The following is a 19,465-nucleotide window of genomic DNA, read 5'->3' on the forward strand; positions in this document are numbered from 1 at the left end:
CTGACCGTCAACGGTATTGGAGGAAGACGTTGTCTCGCCCGAACTGGTCACGCAGGGCTTGAATCAAGGCATCTGCCGGGTCGATCCGCCAGGCTTCGCCGAACTGCAGCAAGGCCTTGGCGTCCTCCTTGGTGTACTCCATGGAGATCGGGCAAGCACCGCGATGGCGTTTGCACAGCTCCCCCAGCCAGCGTAGCTGATCGCCCTTGAGGGCTTCGGTATGCACCTTCAGGCGCAGGCTTTCCGCCAGGTTGGTGCGGGCATCTTCCATACTCATCACCCGCTTGACCCGCAGGCGCAGGCCGCCGGAGAAGTCGTCGTTGCTGACCTCGCCCTCGACCACCACCATCGCGTCGGTCTGCAGCAGGGACTGGGCCGAATGGAAGGCATCGGCGAACAGCGAGGCCTCGATCCGCCCCGAACGATCGTCAAGGGTGATGAACCCCATCTTGTCGCCCTTTTTGTTCTTCATGACCCGCAGGGCAATGATCATGCCCGCGACGGTCTGGGTATCGCGCGCCGGCTTCAGGTCGACGATGCGCTGGCGGGCGAAACGCCGGATCTCACCTTCGTATTCGTCGATCGGGTGCCCGGTCAGGTACAGGCCGAGGGTATCTTTCTCCCCTTTCAGGCGCTCCTTGAGGGTCAGTTCCTTGGCCTTGCGATGATTGGCGTAGACATCCGCATCCTCTTCGACGAAGACCCCGCCGAACAGGTCGGCGTGGCCACTGTCGGCGGTTCGCGCGGTCTGCTCGGCCGCCTTGACCGCTTCCTCCAGGGCCGACAACAGCACCGCGCGGTTGCGGTCGATGTTGGCCTGGTAGGCCTTGAGTTCGTCGTGGAAGTAGGGGCCCAGGCGATCCAGGGCACCACTGCGGATCAGCGCATCGAGGGTACGCTTGTTGATGCGTTTGAGGTCGACCCGGCTGCAGAAGTCGAACAGGTCCTTGAACGGGCCACCTTCGGCACGGGCCTCGACGATCGCCTCCACCGGCCCCTCGCCCACACCCTTGATCGCTCCCAGGCCATAGACAATACGGCCGTCGTTGTTGACGGTGAACTTGAAGTCGGAACTGTTCACATCCGGCGCATCGAGGCGCAGCTTCATGCTGCGCACTTCTTCGATCAGCACCACCACCTTGTCGGTGTTGTGCATATCCGCGGACAGTACCGCCGCCATGAAAGGCGCCGGGTGATGCGTCTTGAGCCATGCAGTCTGGTAGGACACCAGCCCGTAGGCGGCCGAGTGGGACTTGTTGAAACCGTAGCCGGCGAATTTTTCCACCAGGTCGAAGATGTTGCCCGCCAGGTCGGCATCGATACCGTTGTTGGCGCAACCTTCGATGAAGCCGCCGCGCTGCTTGGCCATCTCCTCGGGTTTCTTCTTACCCATGGCACGACGCAGCATGTCGGCCCCACCAAGGGTGTAGCCAGCCATCACCTGGGCAATCTGCATCACCTGTTCCTGATACAGGATGATGCCGTAGGTCGGTGCCAGTACCGGCCGCAAGCCATCGTACTGGTAGTCCGGATGCGGATAGGCCAGTTCGGCGCGACCGTGCTTACGGTTGATGAAGTCGTCCACCATGCCCGATTGCAACGGACCGGGACGGAACAACGCTACCAGTGCGATCAAGTCTTCCAGGCAGTCGGGCTTGAGCTTCTTGATCAGCTCTTTCATGCCTCGGGATTCGAGCTGGAACACCGCGGTGGTCTCGGCCTTCTGCAGCAGCTCGTACGTCTTCTTGTCGTCCAGCGGGATGAAGTCGATGTTGACGTCGGGCAGGTTCTTTTTCACCTGCTCGCGGTTGATGGTCTCCATCGCCCACTTGATGATGGTCAGGGTCCGCAGGCCGAGGAAGTCGAACTTCACCAGGCCGGCAGCCTCGACGTCGTCCTTGTCGAACTGGGTTACCAGGCCGTCGCCGGCTTCGTCGCAATAGATCGGCGAGAAGTCGGTCAGCTTGGTCGGGGCGATAACCACGCCACCGGCGTGCTTGCCGACGTTACGCACCACGCCCTCGAGCTTGCGCGCCATCTCCCAGATTTCCGCCGCTTCTTCATCGACCTTGATGAAGTCGCGCAGGATTTCTTCCTGCTCGTAGGCTTTTTCCAGGGTCATGCCGACTTCGAAGGGGATCATCTTCGACAGACGGTCAGCCAGGCCGTAGGACTTGCCCTGCACCCGCGCCACGTCCCGCACCACAGCCTTGGCGGCCATGGAACCGAAGGTGATGATCTGGCTTACGGCGTTGCGGCCATATTTCTCGGCCACGTAGTCGATAACCCGGTCACGACCGTCCATGCAGAAGTCGACGTCGAAGTCGGGCATGGAAACCCGTTCCGGGTTGAGGAAACGTTCGAACAGCAGGTCGTAGGCCAGCGGGTCGAGGTCGGTGATCTTCTGCACGTAGGCCACCAGGGAACCGGCACCCGAGCCCCGGCCAGGACCTACCGGCACACCGTTGCTCTTGGCCCACTGGATAAAATCCATAACGATCAGGAAGTAACCGGGGAACCCCATCTGGATGATGATATCCAGCTCGAAATTCAGCCGGTCGACATACACCTGGCGCTTGGCTTCATAGTCTTCGGTGGTGTCCTTGGGCAGCAGCACGCTGAGGCGCTCTTCCAGCCCGTCGAAGGAAACCTTGCGGAAATATTCATCGATGGTCATGCCATCGGGAATCGGATAGTCAGGCAAGAAGTGCTTGCCCAGCTTCACTTCGATATTGCAGCGCTTGGCGATCTCGACCGTGTTTTCCAGGGCCTCGGGCAGGTCGCTGAACAGCTCGGCCATTTCCTCGGCGCTTTTCAGGTACTGCTGGTCGCTGTAGTTCTTCGAGCGACGCGGGTCGTCGAGGGCGCGGCCTTCACCGATGCAGACCCGGGTTTCATGGGCCTCGAAGTCTTCGCGCTTGATGAACCGCACATCGTTGGTCGCCACCAGCGGCGCGCCGATCTTGTCCGCCAGGGCCACGGCTGCGTGCAACTGCTCTTCGTCGTTGGGACGGTTGGTACGCTGGACTTCCAGATAGAAACGGTCCGGGAACACCGCCATCCATTCGCGAGCCAGGGTTTCCGCTTCTTGCAGGTCGCCAGAGAGCAGGGCAAGACCGATCTCGCCCTCTTTCGCGGCCGAGAGCATGATCAGGCCTTCGGCGGCCTCGGCCACCCACTCGCGCTCGATGATGATCTGGCCATTACGCTGGCCATCGATAAAGCCGCGGGAAATCAGCTCGGTCAGGTTGCGATAGCCAACGGCGTTCATCACCAGCAGGCTGATGCGGCTCAGTGGATTCTCGGGATCCTTGTTCGACAGCCACAGGTCGGCGCCACAGATCGGCTTGATCCCGGTGCCCATGGCCGCCTTGTAGAACTTGACCAGGGAACACATGTTGTTCTGGTCGGTAACCGCCACCGCGGGCATGCCCATGCCGGCCAACGTCTTGACCAGCGGTTTGATCCGCACCAGACCGTCAACCAGGGAATATTCAGTGTGCAGGCGTAGATGAACGAATGAAGCCGGCATAGTGATCCTGTAATGAGCACAAAAACAACAAGGCCCGGATTGTACCGGGCCTTCGCTAAAACATCAGCCTCAGGACTGAATCTCGCCCAGGTTCTCACGGGCTTCGTAGGCTTGGCGTACCGGCGCGAACGAGCGCCGGTGAATCGGCGTCGGCCCCAGGCGGGCCAGCGCTTCCAGATGAACGGGCGTTGGATATCCCTTGTGTCCGCCGATGCCATAGCCTGGGTAGATCAGCTCGAACGCCGCCATCTCGCGATCCCGGCTGACCTTGGCCAGAATCGACGCCGCGGCGATCGCCGGCACCTTGCTATCGCCCTGGACCACGGCTTCGGCAGGCATCGACAATTTCGGGCAACGATTACCATCGATCATCGCCAGTTTCGGGGTCACGCTCAGCCCTTCTACCGCGCGCTGCATCGCCAGCATGGTGGCATGCAGGATATTCAGTTCGTCGATTTCCTCGACTTCGGCGCGGGCAATGCACCAGCTCAGGGCTTTCTCACAAATCTCGTCGTAGAGCTTTTCGCGACGGGCCTCGGTGAGCTTCTTCGAGTCGTTCAGGCCGAGAATCGGCCGGCTCGGATCGAGAATGACCGCAGCCGTGACCACTGCGCCGCACAACGGGCCGCGCCCGACTTCGTCGACACCGGCCACCAGGTCTTCGGCATCGGCCACCAGAGAGAAATCCAGTCCCATCTGCATCTTTTCGTTACTCATGCCGGTTTGCCAATCAGGTTCAACACCGCTTCAGCCGCCTGGTTGGAGGCATCCCGGCGCAAAGTGCGATGGATCTCGTCAAAACCGCGGGTCTGCTCCTGGCCGTCTTCGATCAAGGGCGACAGGGTCTGGGCCAGGGCCTCCGCAGTCGCGTCATCCTGCAGCAGTTCGGGAACCAGCAGGCGCTGGGCCAGCAGGTTCGGCAGGGAAATATAAGGGCTCTTGACCATACGCTTGAGAATCCAGAAGGTCAGCGGCGCCAGGCGATAGGCGACGACCATCGGGCGCTTGTAGAGCAGCGCCTCAAGGGTTGCGGTGCCGGAGGCGATCAATACCGCATCGCAAGCCGCCAGCGCCTGATGCGACTGGCCGTTGAGCAGGGTCAACGGCAGGTCGCGACCGGCCAGCAGCTCTTCCAGCTGAGTACGCCGCTCGGGGCTCGCGCAAGGCATGACGAAACGCACCCCTGGACGCAAGGCGCGCAGGCGTTGTGCCGCGTCGAGGAACAAGGCCCCGAGGCGCCCGACTTCGCCGCCACGGCTGCCCGGCATCAGGGCCACCAGCGGCCCCTCGGGCAAGCCCAGCTCAGCGCGAGCCGCGGCCCGATCGGCCTCCAGCGGAATGGCATCGGCCAGGGAGTGCCCGACGAACCGCACCGGCACGCCCTTCTCTTCATAGAATTTGGCTTCGAACGGGAACAGCGTCAGCATCAGGTCGCAACCTTCGCGGATCTTCAGCACGCGCTTTTGCCGCCAGGCCCAGACCGAAGGACTGACGTAGTGCACGGTCTTGATGCCGGCCTGACGCAACTGGAGTTCGATGTTCAGGTTGAAATCGGGGGCGTCGATGCCGATGAACACGTCCGGCTTTTCGGCGATCAGGGTCTGCACCAGCTTCTTGCGCCGGGCCAGCAGTTCGCGCAGGCGTCCCAGGACCTCTACCAGGCCCATGACCGCCAGGCGCTCCATCGGGAAGTAGGAAACCAGCCCTTCGGCCTGCATCAGCGGGCCACCGACACCGATGAACTCAACGGAGGGATGCTGGACCTTGAGCGCGCGCATCAAACCGGCGCCAAGAATGTCGCCGGAAGCTTCGCCAGCCACCAGCGCAATACGCAGTTTGCTCATGATTAACGGGTGATGCCGCGAGTCGAAGACTGGATCGAGTCACGAAATACCGCGACTTCGGGAAATTGTGCAGCAGCTTCTGCCAGCTCGACGAGCGCCTGATCGACGGTCAAGCCCTGGCGATACACCACTTTATAGGCTCGACGCAGGGCGTGAATCGCGTCTTCGCTGAAACCACGACGGCGCATGCCCTCGAAGTTCATGCTGCGCGCCTCGGCCGGGTTGCCGAACACTGTGACAAAGGCCGGAACATCCTTGCCGATCGCCGTCCCCATGCCGGAAAAGCTGTGGGCGCCGATATGGCAGTACTGGTGAACCAGGGTGAAGCCGGACAGGATCGCCCAATCATCCACATGCACATGGCCGGCCAACGCCGTGTTGTTGACCAGGATGCAGTGGTTGCCGATCACGCTGTCGTGACCGATATGGGCATACGCCATGACCAGGTTGTGATCACCGAGAGTGGTCTCGGAACGGTCCTGGACAGTGCCGCGATGAATGGTCACGCCTTCACGAATGACGTTGTGGTCACCAATCACCAGGCGGGTTTCCTCGCCTTTGTATTTCAGATCGGGAGTGTCTTCGCCTACCGAGGAGAACTGGTAGATACGATTGTGCTTACCGATCCGGGTCGGGCCTTTGAGCACCACATGCGGCCCGATCACCGTACCCTCGCCGATTTCCACACCGGCGCCAACGATCGACCACGGGCCAACCTCAACGTCGTCGGCCAGAATGGCCGTCGGATCGATGATTGCGCGAGGGTCAATCAAACTCATAGTTTGCGTTCCGCACAGATGATTTCAGCGGAGCAGACTGGCTTGCCGTCGACCGAAGCCTGGCATTCGAATTTCCAGATCTGGCGCTTGCAGCTGATGAACTTGGCTTCCAGGATCAACTGGTCGCCCGGCAGTACCGGCTGGCGGAAGCGCAGCTTGTCGGAACCGACGAAGTAGTAGAGGGTGCCATCGGCCGGCTTCACGTCCAGCATCTTGAAACCAAGAATGCCCGCAGCCTGAGCCATGGCTTCGATGATCAGCACGCCCGGCATGATTGGATGCGCGGGGAAGTGACCATTGAAGAAAGGTTCGTTGATGCTGACATTCTTGTAGGCACGAATGCACTTGCCCTCAACATCCAGATCCACTACCCGGTCCACCAACAGGAACGGGTAACGGTGAGGCAGGTATTCGCGAATCTCGTTGATGTCCATCATTTCGGGGGGAAGCCTGTAGTAAAGATTGGGAGCGCGCGACTAACGCACACTCCTCTAGCAAATCAAGGAGGCAGTCTAACGGCTGTGCACACTTGATATGGAAATGGTATCAGCCATCTGATGAAGCTTTACCGTCGGGGGTCACGTCCCCTACGCGCTTTTCCAGTTGTCGCAGGCGTCGCGCGAGATCATCGAGCTGACGGATGCGTGCCGCGCTTTTGCGCCACTCGGCAGCAGGCTGCATGGCTGTACCGGAAGAGTAGGAGCCCGGCTCGGTAATCGAGTGGGTCACCATGGTCATCCCGGTCAGGAAAACGTTATCGCAAATATCGATATGGCCAACCAGCCCGACACCGCCGGCGAGCATGCAGTGCTTGCCGATCCGGGTGCTGCCGGAAATACCGACACAGGCTGCCATGGCGGTGTGATCACCGACCTGGACGTTGTGGGCGATCTGAATCTGGTTATCCAGCTTCACGCCATTGCCAATGACGGTATCGGCCAGCGCACCGCGATCGATAGCGGTATTCACGCCAATCTCGACATCATCGCCAATGGTGACGCCACCAACCTGCGCAATCTTCTGCCAGATGCCTTTCTCGTTGGCGAAACCGAAACCTTCACCGCCCAGTACCGCACCAGACTGAATGACCACACGCTTGCCGATACGCACATCGTGGTAAAGCGTCACGCGTGGAGCCAGCCAGCCGCCCTCGCCAATCTGGCAACGGGCACCGATAAAACAATGAGCACCGATCGTGACACCCGCGGCGATTTGCGCACCGCTCTCGATGACCGCAAACGCGCCAATACTGGCAGCCGCGTCGACCACAGCATCCTCGGCAATGACCGCAGTCGGATGAATACCGGCAGCAGCCTTGGGCTTGGGATCGAACAGGTGGGAAATGCGTGCGTACGACAGGTAGGGGTCGGCCACTACCAGGGCATCACCGGCATAACCTTCGGCATCCGCCGCCTTCAGCAGCACGGCACCCGCCTGGCTGTCAGCCAGATACTTACGGTATTGGGGATTTGCCAAAAAGCTCAACTGAGCTGGGCCAGCCTCCTGCAAGGTGGCTAGCCCAGTGATTTCTTTCTCTGCGGAGCCACACAGGGTGGCTCCGAGGAACTCGGCCAGCTGGCCGAGCTTTATAGTCGCTGTCATGGGTTACTTCAGCTGATTCATGCGCTCGATAACCTGGCGAGTGATGTCGTACTGAGGTTTGACATCAATCACTGCACCACGCTCGAACACCAGGTCAAAACCACCTTTCTTGATGACTTCTTCCACGGCGCTGTCGAGTTTCGGCTTCAGTTGCTTGAGCATTTCACGATCGGCAACGGCCTTGGCTTCGTTCAGTTCCTTGGACTGGAACTGGAAGTCACGGGCTTTCTGCTTGAATTCGAGCTCCAGGCGCTCACGCTCGCCCTGCTGCATCTTGTCGCCACCGGCAACCAGACGATCCTGGATGCCCTTGGCGCTGCTTTCCAGGGTTTTCAGCTTGTTCAACTGCGGGCCGAACTTCTTCTCGGCATCCACCGCGTATTTCTTCGCAGCATCGGATTCCAGCAGTGCCATCTGATAGTTCAGTACGGCGATTTTCATGTCGGCGAAGGCCGGACCTGCTACCAGGACAGTCGCCAGGAGAACCAATTGAGTCAACTTACGCACGATGCACTCCTACAAAATCCATTGTCGTTATCTTGGGTCAGGCTCTTAGAAAGTCTGGCCGAGGGAGAATTGGAACACCTGGGTTTCAGCGTTGTCAGGTTTCTTGACCGGCATTGCAAGAGCAAAACTCAGCGGCCCCAGAGCGGTTACCCACGTCACGCCGACACCCACGGAACTGGCCAGATTGCTCAGACTGACGTCATTACACTGCGTATCGGAACGCAAACCACTAGGGTTTCTGACCTGCTCGCATTTGGAGTCGAACACATTACCCACGTCCCAGAATACGGAGGTACGAAGAGAGCGTTGGTCCTTGACGAACGGCATCGGGAACAGCACCTCGACACCGCCCTGGATCAGCACGTTGCCACCGAATGGCAGCGGATCCTGATCCGGATCACGAGTCGTGCCGGCGTTGCCCGTCGCACCTGCACCACGGCTCGGAGTACTACGAGGACCCAGGGTGCTGTCCTTGAAACCACGGACCGAGTTGAAACCACCAGCATAGTAGTTTTCATAGAACGGCAAGCCGTCGGTCGAACCATAACCGTCGCCATAACCCAGCTCGGTGTGCAGGCGCATGGTGTAGGTGTCGGTCAGCGGCTGGAACAACTGGCCACGGTAGTCGAGCTTGAAGAACGACAGGTCGCTGCCCGGAGTAGTGGCTTCCAGCACCAGGCTCTGGGAATGACCACGGGTCGCCAGGACACCTTTGTTCAGGGTCGACTCGGACCAGCCGGCCGAAGCCTTGAAGTTCAGATAGTTGTCGCCTTCGCGGTTCACGAAGTCGAAGATTTCATCGACGGTATAACGACCGGTCTTGATCTTGTCCTGCTGCGCGGTCAGGCCGAAGGTCAGACGCGAAGTCTCGCTGATCGGGTAACCAACGCTGACGCCGGCACCCAGGCTGTCTACCGCATAGCTCGCCACGTCGACATCGAGGTCGTCGTAGTCGGTGGTGCGATAGAACGCGTTGTAACCCAGGCTCACGCCATCGGCAGTCCAGTAGGGATCGACATAACCGAAGTTGTAACGGCTTTGGTATTCGCTGCGGGTCAGGCCGATGCTGACCTTGTTACCGGTACCCAGGAAGTTGTTCTGGGTGATCGAACCACCGAGGATCAGGCCCGCACTCTGGGCGAAACCGACGCTGGCGGTAATCGAACCGGAAGCCTGTTCTTCTACTGCGTAGTTGACGTCTACCTGGTCGTCGACACCTGGCACGGCCGGGGTTTCGACGTTGACTTCCTTGAAGAAGCCCAGGCGCTCCAGACGGGTCTTGGACTGGTCGATCAGATAGGTCGAAGCCCAGCCACCTTCCATCTGACGCATTTCACGGCGCAGCACTTCGTCCTCGGACTTAGTGTTGCCGCGGAAGTTGATGCGGTTCACGTAGGCACGCTTGCCGGGATCGACCACGAAAGTGATATCGACCGTGTGATCTTCGTCGTGCGGCTGCGGAACACCGTTGACGTTGGCGAAGGTATAACCCTCGTTGCCCAGGCGGCGGGTGATCAGCTCGGAAGTGGTGGTCATCAGTTTGCGCGAGAACACCTGGCCCTTCTCGACCAGCAGCAGCGACTTGACCTGGTCTTCAGGCACTTTCAGGTCACCGCTGAGCTTCACGTCACGAACGCTGTACTTCTCGCCTTCGTTGACGTTCACAGTGATGTAGACGTGTTTCTTGTCCGGAGTGATCGAAACCTGGGTCGAAGCGATATCCATGTTGATATAGCCACGATCCAGATAGTAGGAACGCAGGCGCTCCAGGTCACCGGACAGCTTCTCACGCGCATACTTGTCGTCGTTCTTGAAGAACGACAGCCAGTTGGTGGTTTTCAGTTCGAACAGGTCAACCAGGTCTTCGTCCGGGAATACGGTATTGCCCACGACGTTGATGTGCTGGATGGCCGCTACGGTGCCTTCGTTGATATTGACCTTCAACGCCACACGGTTGCGCGGCTGCGGGACCACTTCGGTATCGACGGTGGCCGAGTAGCGGCCCTGAGCGACATATTGGCGCTGCAGTTCGTTACGAACACCTTCAAGGGTCGCGCGCTGGAAGATTTCGCCTTCCGCGAGACCGGATTGCTTGAGGCCTTTCATCAGGTCTTCAGTGGAAATCGCCTTGTTGCCTTCGATTTCGATACTGGCGACGGATGGACGCTCGACTACCGTGATGACCAGGACATTGCCATCGCGGCCCAGCTGGATATCTTGAAAGAAGCCGGTTTTGAACAGCGCACGAGTGGATTCCACGAGGCGACGATCGTCCGCCTGCTCACCGACGTTCAGCGGCAAGGCCCCAAAGACGCTACCCGCGGAGACCCGCTGGAGGCCATTGACGCGGATATCGGAGATAGTGAAGGACTCGGCGTGAACTTCGGCGATCATCAATACGGAGAGAACCGCAGTTAGCAGCAGACGTTTCATGAAGTCCTTTCTTATTCCAACTGGCAATAAAGAAACTGCCGCAAAATGCGGCAGATTCGCAATTCAGCGAAGCGTTACAGACGACCCAGATCGTTGACCAGGGCAAGCAACATCACCCCGACCACCAAGCTGATACCGATCTGTATCCCCCAACCTTGCACCCGATCCGACAAGGGACGACCACGCGCCCACTCGATCAGATAAAACAACAGATGCCCCCCATCCAGTACAGGAATGGGCAGCAAGTTCAGAACCCCTAGGCTAATACTCAGATAAGCAAGGAAATTCAAGAAATCAGCAACGCCCGACTGGGCAGAAGCGCCCGCCACTTTAGCAATGGTTATCGGTCCACTCAAGTTTTTTACCGAGAGCTCGCCGAACAACATTTTCTTCAGTGAGTCGAGGGTCAGCACGCTCATGGTCCAAGTACGCCGGGCACCTTCCCCAATGGCAGCCAGAGGACCATAACTGACCTCGCGAAGCATTTCCGGCGGCCAATCGACCGCCTTCACCCCAGCCCCCAGATAACCACTGGCGACCTTCTCTTTACCGCGTGCGGCCAGGGTCACCGGGACGTCGATTTGAGCACCATCACGCTCGACGTGCAGCACAATTTTGGTATCAGGACGTACACGCACCCAGTCGACGACCTGCTGCCAATCGGTCAGCGCCTGACCATCCAGCGCCAGCAAGCGATCGCCGGTTTTCAGGCCAGCCGCCTGGGCCGGGCCTTTCGGATCGAGTTCAGCCAGAACGGGGGCGAGCGCCGGACGCCAGGGGCGAATCCCCAGGGAACGAATAGGATCAGGTTCATCGGTACCCTTGAGCCAGTTGTCGAGCACCAGCTCGCGTGGCGAATCGGCGGTCGAACCCTGCTCGCGAACCAGCAACTGCAAGGTACCGCTTTCGCCCAGACGTCGGATCAGTTGCAGGTTGACCGCCGACCAGCCCACGGTGGGCTCGCCATCGATGGCAACAATTTCCTGGCCAGGGCTCAGGCCAGCCTTGGCGGCAATGCTCCCAGACTCGACACTGCCGATGACCGGACGCACCTGCTCGGTACCGAGCATCGCCAGCCCCCAGAAGAACACCAGTGCCAGCAGGAAGTTGGCGACAGGACCGGCAGCAACGATGGCGATACGCTGGCGTACCGACTTGCGATTGAACGATTGATCGAGCTGATCGACGGGCACCTCGCCCTCGCGCTCGTCGAGCATCTTCACGTAGCCACCCAGCGGAATGGCGGCAATCACGAATTCGGTACCTTGCCGGTCATACCAACGCAGCAGCGGCATGCCGAAGCCCACGGAGAAACGCAGAACCTTGACGCCGCAACGACGCGCCACCCAGAAGTGACCGAATTCATGGAAGGTGACCAGCACACCCAAGGCGATCAGGGTGCCGACAATCATATAGAGCGCGCTCATCTACTTTCTCCGCAATCCTATCCAGTACCGATACGCTCGGGCTTGTCGCAACTTTACCGGCCGTTGCGACCCAGCCACTGCTCAGCCAGGGCACGGGCTTTGGCGTCCGCCGCGAACACGGCGCTCAGCTCATCGACTGCGACAACCGGTTCAAGGCTTAAAACTTCTTCGATGATACTCGCGATCTCGGGGTAGCGGATGCGCCGTTCGAGAAACGCGGCAACAGCTACCTCGTTGGCGGCATTCAACATGGCCGGAGCACTGTTGCCGGCCTCGGCGGCCTGGCGCGCCAGACGCAAGCACGGGAACCGCTCTTCATCAGGCGCCTGGAAATCCAGGCGCGCCACGGCGAACAGATCCAGCGGCGGCACGCCCGAGTCGATTCGCTCCGGCCAGGCCAGGGCATTGGCGATCGGCGTGCGCATATCCGGGTTGCCCAACTGGGCCAGTACCGAACCGTCCACATAGTCGACCAGCGAGTGAATCACGCTTTGCGGATGAATCACCACCTCGACCTGGGCAGGCTTGGCATCGAACAGCCAGCACGCCTCGATCAGCTCAAGGCCTTTATTCATCATGCTGGCCGAATCGACGGAAATCTTGCGCCCCATCGACCAGTTGGGGTGAGCACATGCCTGCTCAGGCGTTACCTGCTCCAGGTCGGCCAGCGGCGTTTGCCGGAACGGGCCACCGGATGCGGTCAGCAAAATGCGCCGCACCCCCACATGGCTCAACCCACGGGAAAAGTCCGCGGGCATGCACTGGAAGATGGCGTTGTGCTCACTGTCGATGGGCAACAATACCGAACCGCTCTTGCCCACCGCCTGCATGAACAGCGCGCCGGACATGACCAGTGCTTCTTTATTGGCCAGGAGAATTTTCTTGCCAGCCTCGACGGCAGCCAGGGTCGGACGCAAGCCCGCGGCACCGACGATAGCCGCCATGACCGCGTCGACTTCAGGGTCGGACGCCACTTCACACAAGCCCTCCTCGCCCACCAGTACACGGGTGCGCGAACCGGCATTGCGCAAGTCTTCCTGCAGGCTGCGCGCGGCAGCGATATGCGGGACGACGGCAAAACGGGGAGCATGACGGATACACAGCGCCAGCAGCTCGGCCAGACGACTGAAACCGCTCAGGGCGAAGACCTGATAACGCTCGGGATGGCGGGCAATGACATCCAGGGTGCTGAGGCCGATAGAGCCGGTGGCCCCGAGAACCGTAATCTGCTGTGGGCGACTCACAATGCAGCCATCCACAACAACACGGCGAATACCGGAATGGCCGCGGTCAGGCTATCGATACGATCAAGCACGCCACCATGGCCCGGCAGCAGGTTACTGCTGTCCTTGATCCCGGCCTGGCGCTTGAACATGCTTTCGGTCAGGTCGCCGACCACCGAGATGAACACCACGACAGCCGCTCCCAGCAAACCAAGGATGATCTGCCCGAAGGACCAGCCTGCAACCAGACCGACCACCGCAGTGATCACCAGGCTCAGCAGCAGACCGCCGTACACCCCTTCCCAGCTCTTGCCCGGGCTGACCTGCGGCGCCAGCTTTCGCTTGCCGAATGCCTTGCCGGAGAAGTAGGCACCGATATCTGCGCCCCAGACCAGCACCATCACCGCCATGATCAACCAGTTACCCAAAGGCTGCTGTTTGATGAAGACCAGGCCTTGCCAGGCCGGCAGCAGAATCAGCAGACCGATCACCAGCTTGGCCGCGGCACCGGCCCAATGCTCTCTGGTACGCGGATAGGTGAGCACCAGGAAAGTCGCCAGCCCCCACCAGAGCACCGCGGCACCAAGCACCCAAGGCGCGATACCCGGCAACAGCTGCATCAGGAACAACAGCGCAGCGACCACTACTGCATAGGCAATACGGGTCGGTTGAGCGTCGAAACCCGCCAGGCGCGCCCACTCCCAGGCCCCAAGGGTCACCACCAGCCCGATAAACAGGGCGAAGGCGGAACCTTCGAGCAGGAAAAAACCGCACAAGGCGATCGGTAGCAGGATCAGCGCAGTAATGATTCGTTGTTTGAGCATTAAACCCGGGCTCCAGCTTCGACCTGCTCGCTCGTTTTACCGAAGCGGCGCTGGCGAGAAGCGTAATCGGCCAGCGCAGCGCGCATGGCATCGTGTTTGAAGTCCGGCCAGAACAGGTCGGAGAAGTACAGCTCGGCATAAGCCAGCTGCCAGAGCAGGAAATTGCTGATGCGGTGTTCGCCGCCCGTACGGATGCACAGGTCCGGCAACGGCAGGTCGCCAGTCGCCAGGCAGGTTTGCAACAACTCGGGGGTAATGTCGTCAGGGCGCAGGTGCCCTGCCTGGACTTCCCGCGCCAGGCGCTGAGCGGCCTGGGCAATATCCCACTGACCGCCATAGTTGGCGGCGATCTGCAGAATGAAGCGATTACTCCCCGCGGTCATCGCTTCCGCCTCGCGCATCGCCGCTTGCAGCTCGGGATGGAAGCGCGAGCGATCGCCGATGATGCGCAGGCTGATGTTGTTTTCGTTGAGACGCTTGGCCTCGCGGCGCAATGCCTTGAAGAACAGATCCATCAAGGCACTGACTTCATCGGCCGGCCGCTGCCAGTTTTCACTGGAGAAGGCGAACAGCGTCAGCACCTCGACCTTGGCCTCGGCGCACACTTCAATCACCGCACGAACAGCATCGACACCCGCTTTATGCCCGGCGACACCCGGCATAAAGCGTTTTTTTGCCCAGCGATTGTTCCCATCCATGATGATCGCGACATGGCGCGGCACCGAAGACGGTACAGGCTGCTTGGTCTTGTCCATGAAAACGTCCTGACCCTTATACGGCCATCAGGTCCGCTTCTTTTTGCTTCACAGCGACTTCGATTTCCGCCACGAACTTGTCGGTCAGCTTCTGGATTTCATCGGCGGCGCGACGCTCGTCGTCTTCGCTGATTTCCTTCTCCTTGACCAGGTCCTTGAACTGGCTCAGCGCGTCACGACGCACGTTGCGCACAGCAATACGGGCGTCTTCGGCCGCTTCACGAGCCTGCTTGGTGAAGCCCTTGCGGGTTTCTTCGGTCAGCGCCGGCATGGTGATCAGCAGCAGCTCGCCCAGGTTGGTCGGGTTGAAGCCCAGGCCGGAGCTCTGGATCGCCTTGTCCACCGCCGCCAGCATGTTGCGCTCGAAGGCCACGACCTGCAGGGTGCGAGCATCCTTCACGGTGACGTTGGCCACCTGGTTGATCGGGGTGTCAGCACCGTAGTAAGGCACCATCACGCCTGCCAGGATGCTTGGGTGAGCCTGGCCGGTGCGGATGCGGCTGAATGCATGCGCCAGGGATTCCAGGGACTTCTTCATGCGCTCTTGAGCGTCTTTCTTGATTTCGTTGATCATTGTTCGCCTTCCTCGATCAGGGTTCCTTCAGCGCCGCCATGCACGATATTCAGCAGGGCGCCGGGCTTGTTCATGTTGAAGACACGCAACGGCATCTTATGGTCGCGGCACAGGCAGATCGCCGTCAGATCCATGACACCCAGCTTGCGATCCAGTACTTCATCGTAGGTCAGATGATCGAACTTCTCGGCATGCGGGTCTTTGAATGGGTCTGCGGTGTATACACCGTCAACCTTGGTTGCCTTGAGCACGACGTCGGCATCGATCTCGATCGCCCGCAGGCATGCTGCGGAGTCGGTCGTGAAGAACGGGTTGCCGGTACCGGCAGCGAAGATCACCACTTCCTTGGAGTTCAGATGACGCATCGCCTTGCGACGGTCATAGTGATCGGTCACACCGACCATGGAAATGGCCGACATGACGATCGCCGAGATATTCGCACGTTCCAGCGCGTCGCGCATGGCCAGGCCGTTCATCACAGTGGCCAGCATGCCCATGTGGTCGCCTGTCACCCGATCCATGCCGGCCGCGCTGAGCGCCGCGCCACGGAACAGGTTGCCACCGCCGATGACCAGACCGACCTGAACACCGATGCCAACCAGCTGGCCGACTTCCAGCGCCATGCGATCCAGCACCTTAGGGTCGATCCCGAACTCTTCCGAGCCCATCAGGGCCTCGCCGCTAAGCTTGAGTAGAATGCGTTTATAGCGAGCTTGATAACCACTGCCCTGCTGAGCCATTGCGAATCTCTCCTGCGGCGTATTTTAAAAATTCTCTGCAAGCTGTTTGCAGCCTGCGTTCACTCTAGCTTGACGCTGTCACAGCGCCATCAGAACACGACTTTGTAAACCGGTTCCGAAGGCAACCAACTAAATTGGTTACCCCATTTGAAAAGAGGCTGCGCGCGTGAGCGGGCAGCCTCTTTCGGGCGACAGTTGAAAAACCGTCTTACTGTTGCTTGGCAGCAGCCAGTTGTGCGGCAACTTCTTCAGCGAAGTTGTCTTCTTTCTTCTCGATGCCTTCACCTACCGCGAAGCGGGTGAACGAAACGATTTCAGCGCCGCCTTTCTTGGCCAGGGCACCTACGGTGATTTCTGGATCCTTGACGAAAGCTTGCTCAACCAGGCTGGCTTCGGCCAGGAACTTGCTGATACGGCCACCGATCATTTTTTCAACGATTTCGGCTGGCTTGCCTTTCATCTTGTCTTCGTTCAACTGCAGGAACACGGCTTTCTCGCGTTCGATGGCTTCAGCGGAAACTTGCGATGGCAGCAGGAACTCAGGGTTGCTTGCAGCCACGTGCATGGCGATGTCCTTGGCCAGCTCTACGGAACCGCCTTTCAGGACAACCGCAACACCGATCTTGTTACCGTGCAGGTAAGTACCGACCACGTCACCTTCAACGCGAGCCAGACGACGGATGTTGACGTTCTCGCCAGTTTTACCAACCAGAACCAGACGATCGGCTTCTTGAGCTTCGATCAGCGGAGCGGCGTCGGTCAGCTTGTCAGCGAACGCTTTTTCTACGCTGGCAGCAACGAATGCCTTGAAGTCGTCCTGCAGAGCCAGGAAGTCGGTCTGCGAGTTGACTTCCAGCAGAACGGCGGCTTTACCGTCGTCCTTGATGGCGATGGCGCCTTCAGCAGCGATGTTGCCTGCTTTCTTGGCAGCCTTGATGGCGCCCGAAGCACGCATGTCATCAATGGCTTTCTCGATGTCGCCGCCAGCCTTGGTCAAGGCTTTCTTGCAGTCCATCATGCCTTCGCCGGTACGCTCGCGCAGTTCTTTAACCAACGCTGCAGTAATCTCTGCCATTTTCAAATTCCTCTTGGATAGGTTTTCAACCATTCCACCCGACTCAACGGGCGATCAATTCTTGAGCTGCGCTCTCGAAAACCCTTGATAGCCGCCACACATGACAAGAACTGCAGGGGCGCCATCGGTAAATGATTTTCGAGGTGGCAAAAAGGGGGCCTAGCCCCCTTTTTGCGTACTGAGTAAACGCTAAGCGTCAGTTACTCAGGCTTCAGCTGCCGGCGCTGGAGCGTCTTCAGCGAATACTTCGGTGCCGCCAGCAACGTTGTTGCGGCCACGGATCACGGCGTCAGCCATCGAACCCATGTACAGCTGGATGGCGCGAATGGCGTCATCGTTACCTGGGATGATGTAGTCAACGCCTTCCGGGCTGCTGTTGGTATCGACAACGCCGATGACCGGGATGCCCAGCTTGTTGGCTTCGGTGATCGCGATGCGCTCGTGGTCAACGTCGATCACGAACAGCGCGTCAGGCAGACCGCCCATGTCCTTGATACCACCCAGGCTACGATCCAGCTTTTCCAGATCGCGAGTGCGCATCAGCGCCTCTTTCTTGGTCAGCTTGGCGAAGGTGCCGTCTTCCGACTGAACTTCCAGGTCACGCAGACGCTTGATGGAAGCACGGATGGTCTTGTAGTTGGTCAGCATGCCGCCCAACCAGCGGTGATCGACGTACGGCGAACCGCAACGTGCTGCTTCTTCAGCAACGATCTTGCCAGCGGAACGCTTGGTGCCGACGAACAGAATCTTGTTTTTGCCCTGGGCCAGACGCTCTACGAAAGTCAGAGCTTCGTTGAACATTGGCAGGGTTTTTTCAAGGTTGATGATGTGAATCTTGTTACGCGCGCCGAAAATGTACTTGCCCATTTTCGGATTCCAGTAACGGGTTTGGTGACCGAAGTGCACACCGGCCTTCAGCATATCGCGCATGTTGACTTGGGACATGATAGTTCCTTAATAAGTCGGGTTAGGCCTCCACGTATCCCAATGACCAACCAACAGCTTGTGCTGAGGGCACCCAGGTCATCGTGTCGACACGTGTGTGGGTTTAGGCTTTTCGGAGCATCCCCGGAAAGCGGCGCATTTTATACCACAAGAAGGGTAAAAACGGAACCCGGATTCTCATTTCCCCCGGGGCGCTTTTTTGCTCCCCCCTTGGAATCGGGCCAGAATGCTCCACTGTTATAGAAAGAAGCGACGCACAGAGCCTCAGATTTGCCCCGGGGCTCTGTTAGAATCGCACCTTTGAGGCTTTTGAAAACGTGGCGACCCCACAGCGGGCTCAGCCTTCGGTACACCGTTTTCAAGCCATTCCGTGTTTATCCGCGCCACTGAGCGTCAAGAGAGCCTGTATGACCGTCACCCTCAAAACTCCCGAGGACATCGCAAAAATGCGTGTCGCCGGCAAACTGGCCGCCGAAGTGCTGGAAATGATTGCCGAGCATGTCAAACCCGGTGTGACCACCGAAGAACTGGACCGCATCTGCCACGACTACATCGTCAATGTGCAGCATGCGATTCCCGCGCCACTGAATTACAAGGGTTTCCCCAAATCCATCTGCACCTCGATCAACCACGTGGTGTGCCACGGCATCCCGAACGAGAAGCCGCTGAAGGATGGCGACACCCTGAACATCGACGTCACTGTCATCAAGGACGGCTACCACGGCGACACCAGCCGCATGTTCCACGTCGGCACCGTGCCGGTCTGGGCCGAGCGCCTGTCGCAGATCACCCAGGAATGCATGTACAAGGCCATCGAACTGGTCAAGCCGGGCTGCCGCCTGGGCGACATCGGCGAAGTCATCCAGAAGCACGCTGAAAAGAACGGCTTCTCGGTGGTCCGCGAGTTCTGCGGCCACGGTATCGGCAAGGTGTTCCACGAAGAGCCGCAGATCCTGCACTACGGCCGCGCCGGCACCGGCATGGAACTGAAAGCCGGCATGACCTTCACCATCGAGCCGATGATCAACCAGGGCAAGGCCGACACCAAGGTGCTGGGCGACGGCTGGACCGCGATCACCAAGGACCGCAAGCTCTCCGCGCAGTGGGAACACACCCTGCTGGTGACCGAGACCGGCTACGAGATCTTCACCCTGCGCAGCGATGACACCATCCCCCGCGTCTCGGCCTGATCCACGCAGTTGCGC

The 19,465-nt window shown here is 59.5% G+C and carries 17 protein-coding genes; 1 reads left to right on the forward strand and 16 read right to left on the reverse strand.

The annotated features are described in order from the left end of the window. Positions 1–7: 7 nt before the first annotated feature. The 16 genes from dnaE to rpsB form a co-directional block, all read right to left on the reverse strand. Positions 8–3,532, reverse strand: a complete 3,525-nt coding sequence (gene dnaE, locus PVZ80_RS20260; protein ID WP_009047221.1) for a DNA polymerase III subunit alpha — start codon at positions 3,530–3,532, stop codon at positions 8–10. A gap of 69 nt (positions 3,533–3,601) precedes the next feature. Continuing rightward, on the reverse strand, positions 3,602–4,234 hold the full coding sequence (gene rnhB / locus PVZ80_RS20265) for a ribonuclease HII (protein ID WP_016705311.1): 633 nt from the start codon (positions 4,232–4,234) through the stop codon (positions 3,602–3,604). Positions 4,235–4,245: 11 nt separating this feature from the next. Then, positions 4,246–5,376: a lipid-A-disaccharide synthase gene (gene lpxB / locus PVZ80_RS20270; protein WP_009047219.1), complete on the reverse strand. Its 1,131-nt coding sequence runs from the start codon at positions 5,374–5,376 to the stop codon at positions 4,246–4,248. A gap of 2 nt (positions 5,377–5,378) precedes the next feature. Continuing rightward, entirely contained in the window at positions 5,379–6,155 is a 777-nt protein-coding gene (gene lpxA, locus PVZ80_RS20275) for an acyl-ACP--UDP-N-acetylglucosamine O-acyltransferase (RefSeq protein ID WP_007924057.1), read from the reverse strand. Then, positions 6,152–6,592 (reverse strand): 3-hydroxyacyl-ACP dehydratase FabZ, encoded by a 441-nt coding sequence (fabZ, locus tag PVZ80_RS20280; RefSeq protein WP_007924058.1) that lies wholly within the window; start codon positions 6,590–6,592, stop codon positions 6,152–6,154. The genes lpxA and fabZ overlap by 4 nt, the downstream gene beginning before the upstream one ends. A 109-nt stretch (positions 6,593–6,701) precedes the next feature. Beyond that, positions 6,702–7,757 carry a UDP-3-O-(3-hydroxymyristoyl)glucosamine N-acyltransferase gene (gene lpxD / locus PVZ80_RS20285; RefSeq protein WP_273864471.1) on the reverse strand — a complete coding sequence of 352 codons (1,056 nt, stop codon included), beginning with the start codon at positions 7,755–7,757 and terminating at the stop codon, positions 6,702–6,704. A gap of 3 nt (positions 7,758–7,760) precedes the next feature. Then, positions 7,761–8,264, reverse strand: coding sequence for an OmpH family outer membrane protein (locus PVZ80_RS20290; protein WP_007924063.1), 504 nt, complete (start codon positions 8,262–8,264; stop codon positions 7,761–7,763). A gap of 45 nt (positions 8,265–8,309) precedes the next feature. Next, on the reverse strand, positions 8,310–10,697 hold the full coding sequence (gene bamA / locus PVZ80_RS20295; protein WP_009047217.1) for an outer membrane protein assembly factor BamA: 2,388 nt from the start codon (positions 10,695–10,697) through the stop codon (positions 8,310–8,312). A 74-nt stretch (positions 10,698–10,771) separates the two neighbouring features. Then, entirely contained in the window at positions 10,772–12,124 is a 1,353-nt protein-coding gene (gene rseP, locus PVZ80_RS20300) for a sigma E protease regulator RseP (RefSeq protein ID WP_009047216.1), read from the reverse strand. A 53-nt stretch (positions 12,125–12,177) separates the two neighbouring features. Beyond that, positions 12,178–13,368 (reverse strand): 1-deoxy-D-xylulose-5-phosphate reductoisomerase, encoded by a 1,191-nt coding sequence (gene ispC / locus PVZ80_RS20305; RefSeq protein ID WP_009047215.1) that lies wholly within the window; start codon positions 13,366–13,368, stop codon positions 12,178–12,180. Next, entirely contained in the window at positions 13,365–14,171 is an 807-nt protein-coding gene (locus PVZ80_RS20310; RefSeq protein ID WP_028681758.1) for a phosphatidate cytidylyltransferase, read from the reverse strand. The genes ispC and PVZ80_RS20310 overlap by 4 nt, the downstream gene beginning before the upstream one ends. Continuing rightward, on the reverse strand, positions 14,171–14,926 hold the full coding sequence (gene uppS / locus PVZ80_RS20315; RefSeq protein WP_009047213.1) for a polyprenyl diphosphate synthase: 756 nt from the start codon (positions 14,924–14,926) through the stop codon (positions 14,171–14,173). The genes PVZ80_RS20310 and uppS overlap by 1 nt, the downstream gene beginning before the upstream one ends. 16 nt (positions 14,927–14,942) lie before the next feature. Continuing rightward, positions 14,943–15,500, reverse strand: coding sequence for a ribosome recycling factor (frr, locus tag PVZ80_RS20320; protein ID WP_009047212.1), 558 nt, complete (start codon positions 15,498–15,500; stop codon positions 14,943–14,945). Beyond that, complete coding sequence (gene pyrH / locus PVZ80_RS20325; RefSeq protein WP_007924076.1) at positions 15,497–16,240, reverse strand: UMP kinase; 744 nt, start codon at positions 16,238–16,240, stop codon at positions 15,497–15,499. Before pyrH ends, frr begins: the two co-directional genes overlap by 4 nt. Positions 16,241–16,448: 208 nt before the next feature. Then, positions 16,449–17,315 carry a translation elongation factor Ts gene (gene tsf / locus PVZ80_RS20330; protein ID WP_009042383.1) on the reverse strand — a complete coding sequence of 289 codons (867 nt, stop codon included), beginning with the start codon at positions 17,313–17,315 and terminating at the stop codon, positions 16,449–16,451. 204 nt (positions 17,316–17,519) lie between these two features. After that, complete coding sequence (rpsB, locus tag PVZ80_RS20335) at positions 17,520–18,260, reverse strand: 30S ribosomal protein S2 (protein WP_007924078.1); 741 nt, start codon at positions 18,258–18,260, stop codon at positions 17,520–17,522. Positions 18,261–18,667: 407 nt separating this feature from the next. Here rpsB and map point away from each other — a divergent pair, with 407 nt between their 5' ends. Continuing rightward, positions 18,668–19,450 (forward strand): type I methionyl aminopeptidase, encoded by a 783-nt coding sequence (gene map, locus PVZ80_RS20340; protein ID WP_009047211.1) that lies wholly within the window; start codon positions 18,668–18,670, stop codon positions 19,448–19,450. Positions 19,451–19,465: the final 15 nt, after the last annotated feature.

The sequence above is a fragment of the Pseudomonas sp. B3G-3 genome, assembly GCF_028640915.1.
GTDB lineage: Bacteria > Pseudomonadota > Gammaproteobacteria > Pseudomonadales > Pseudomonadaceae > Aquipseudomonas > Aquipseudomonas chlororaphis_I.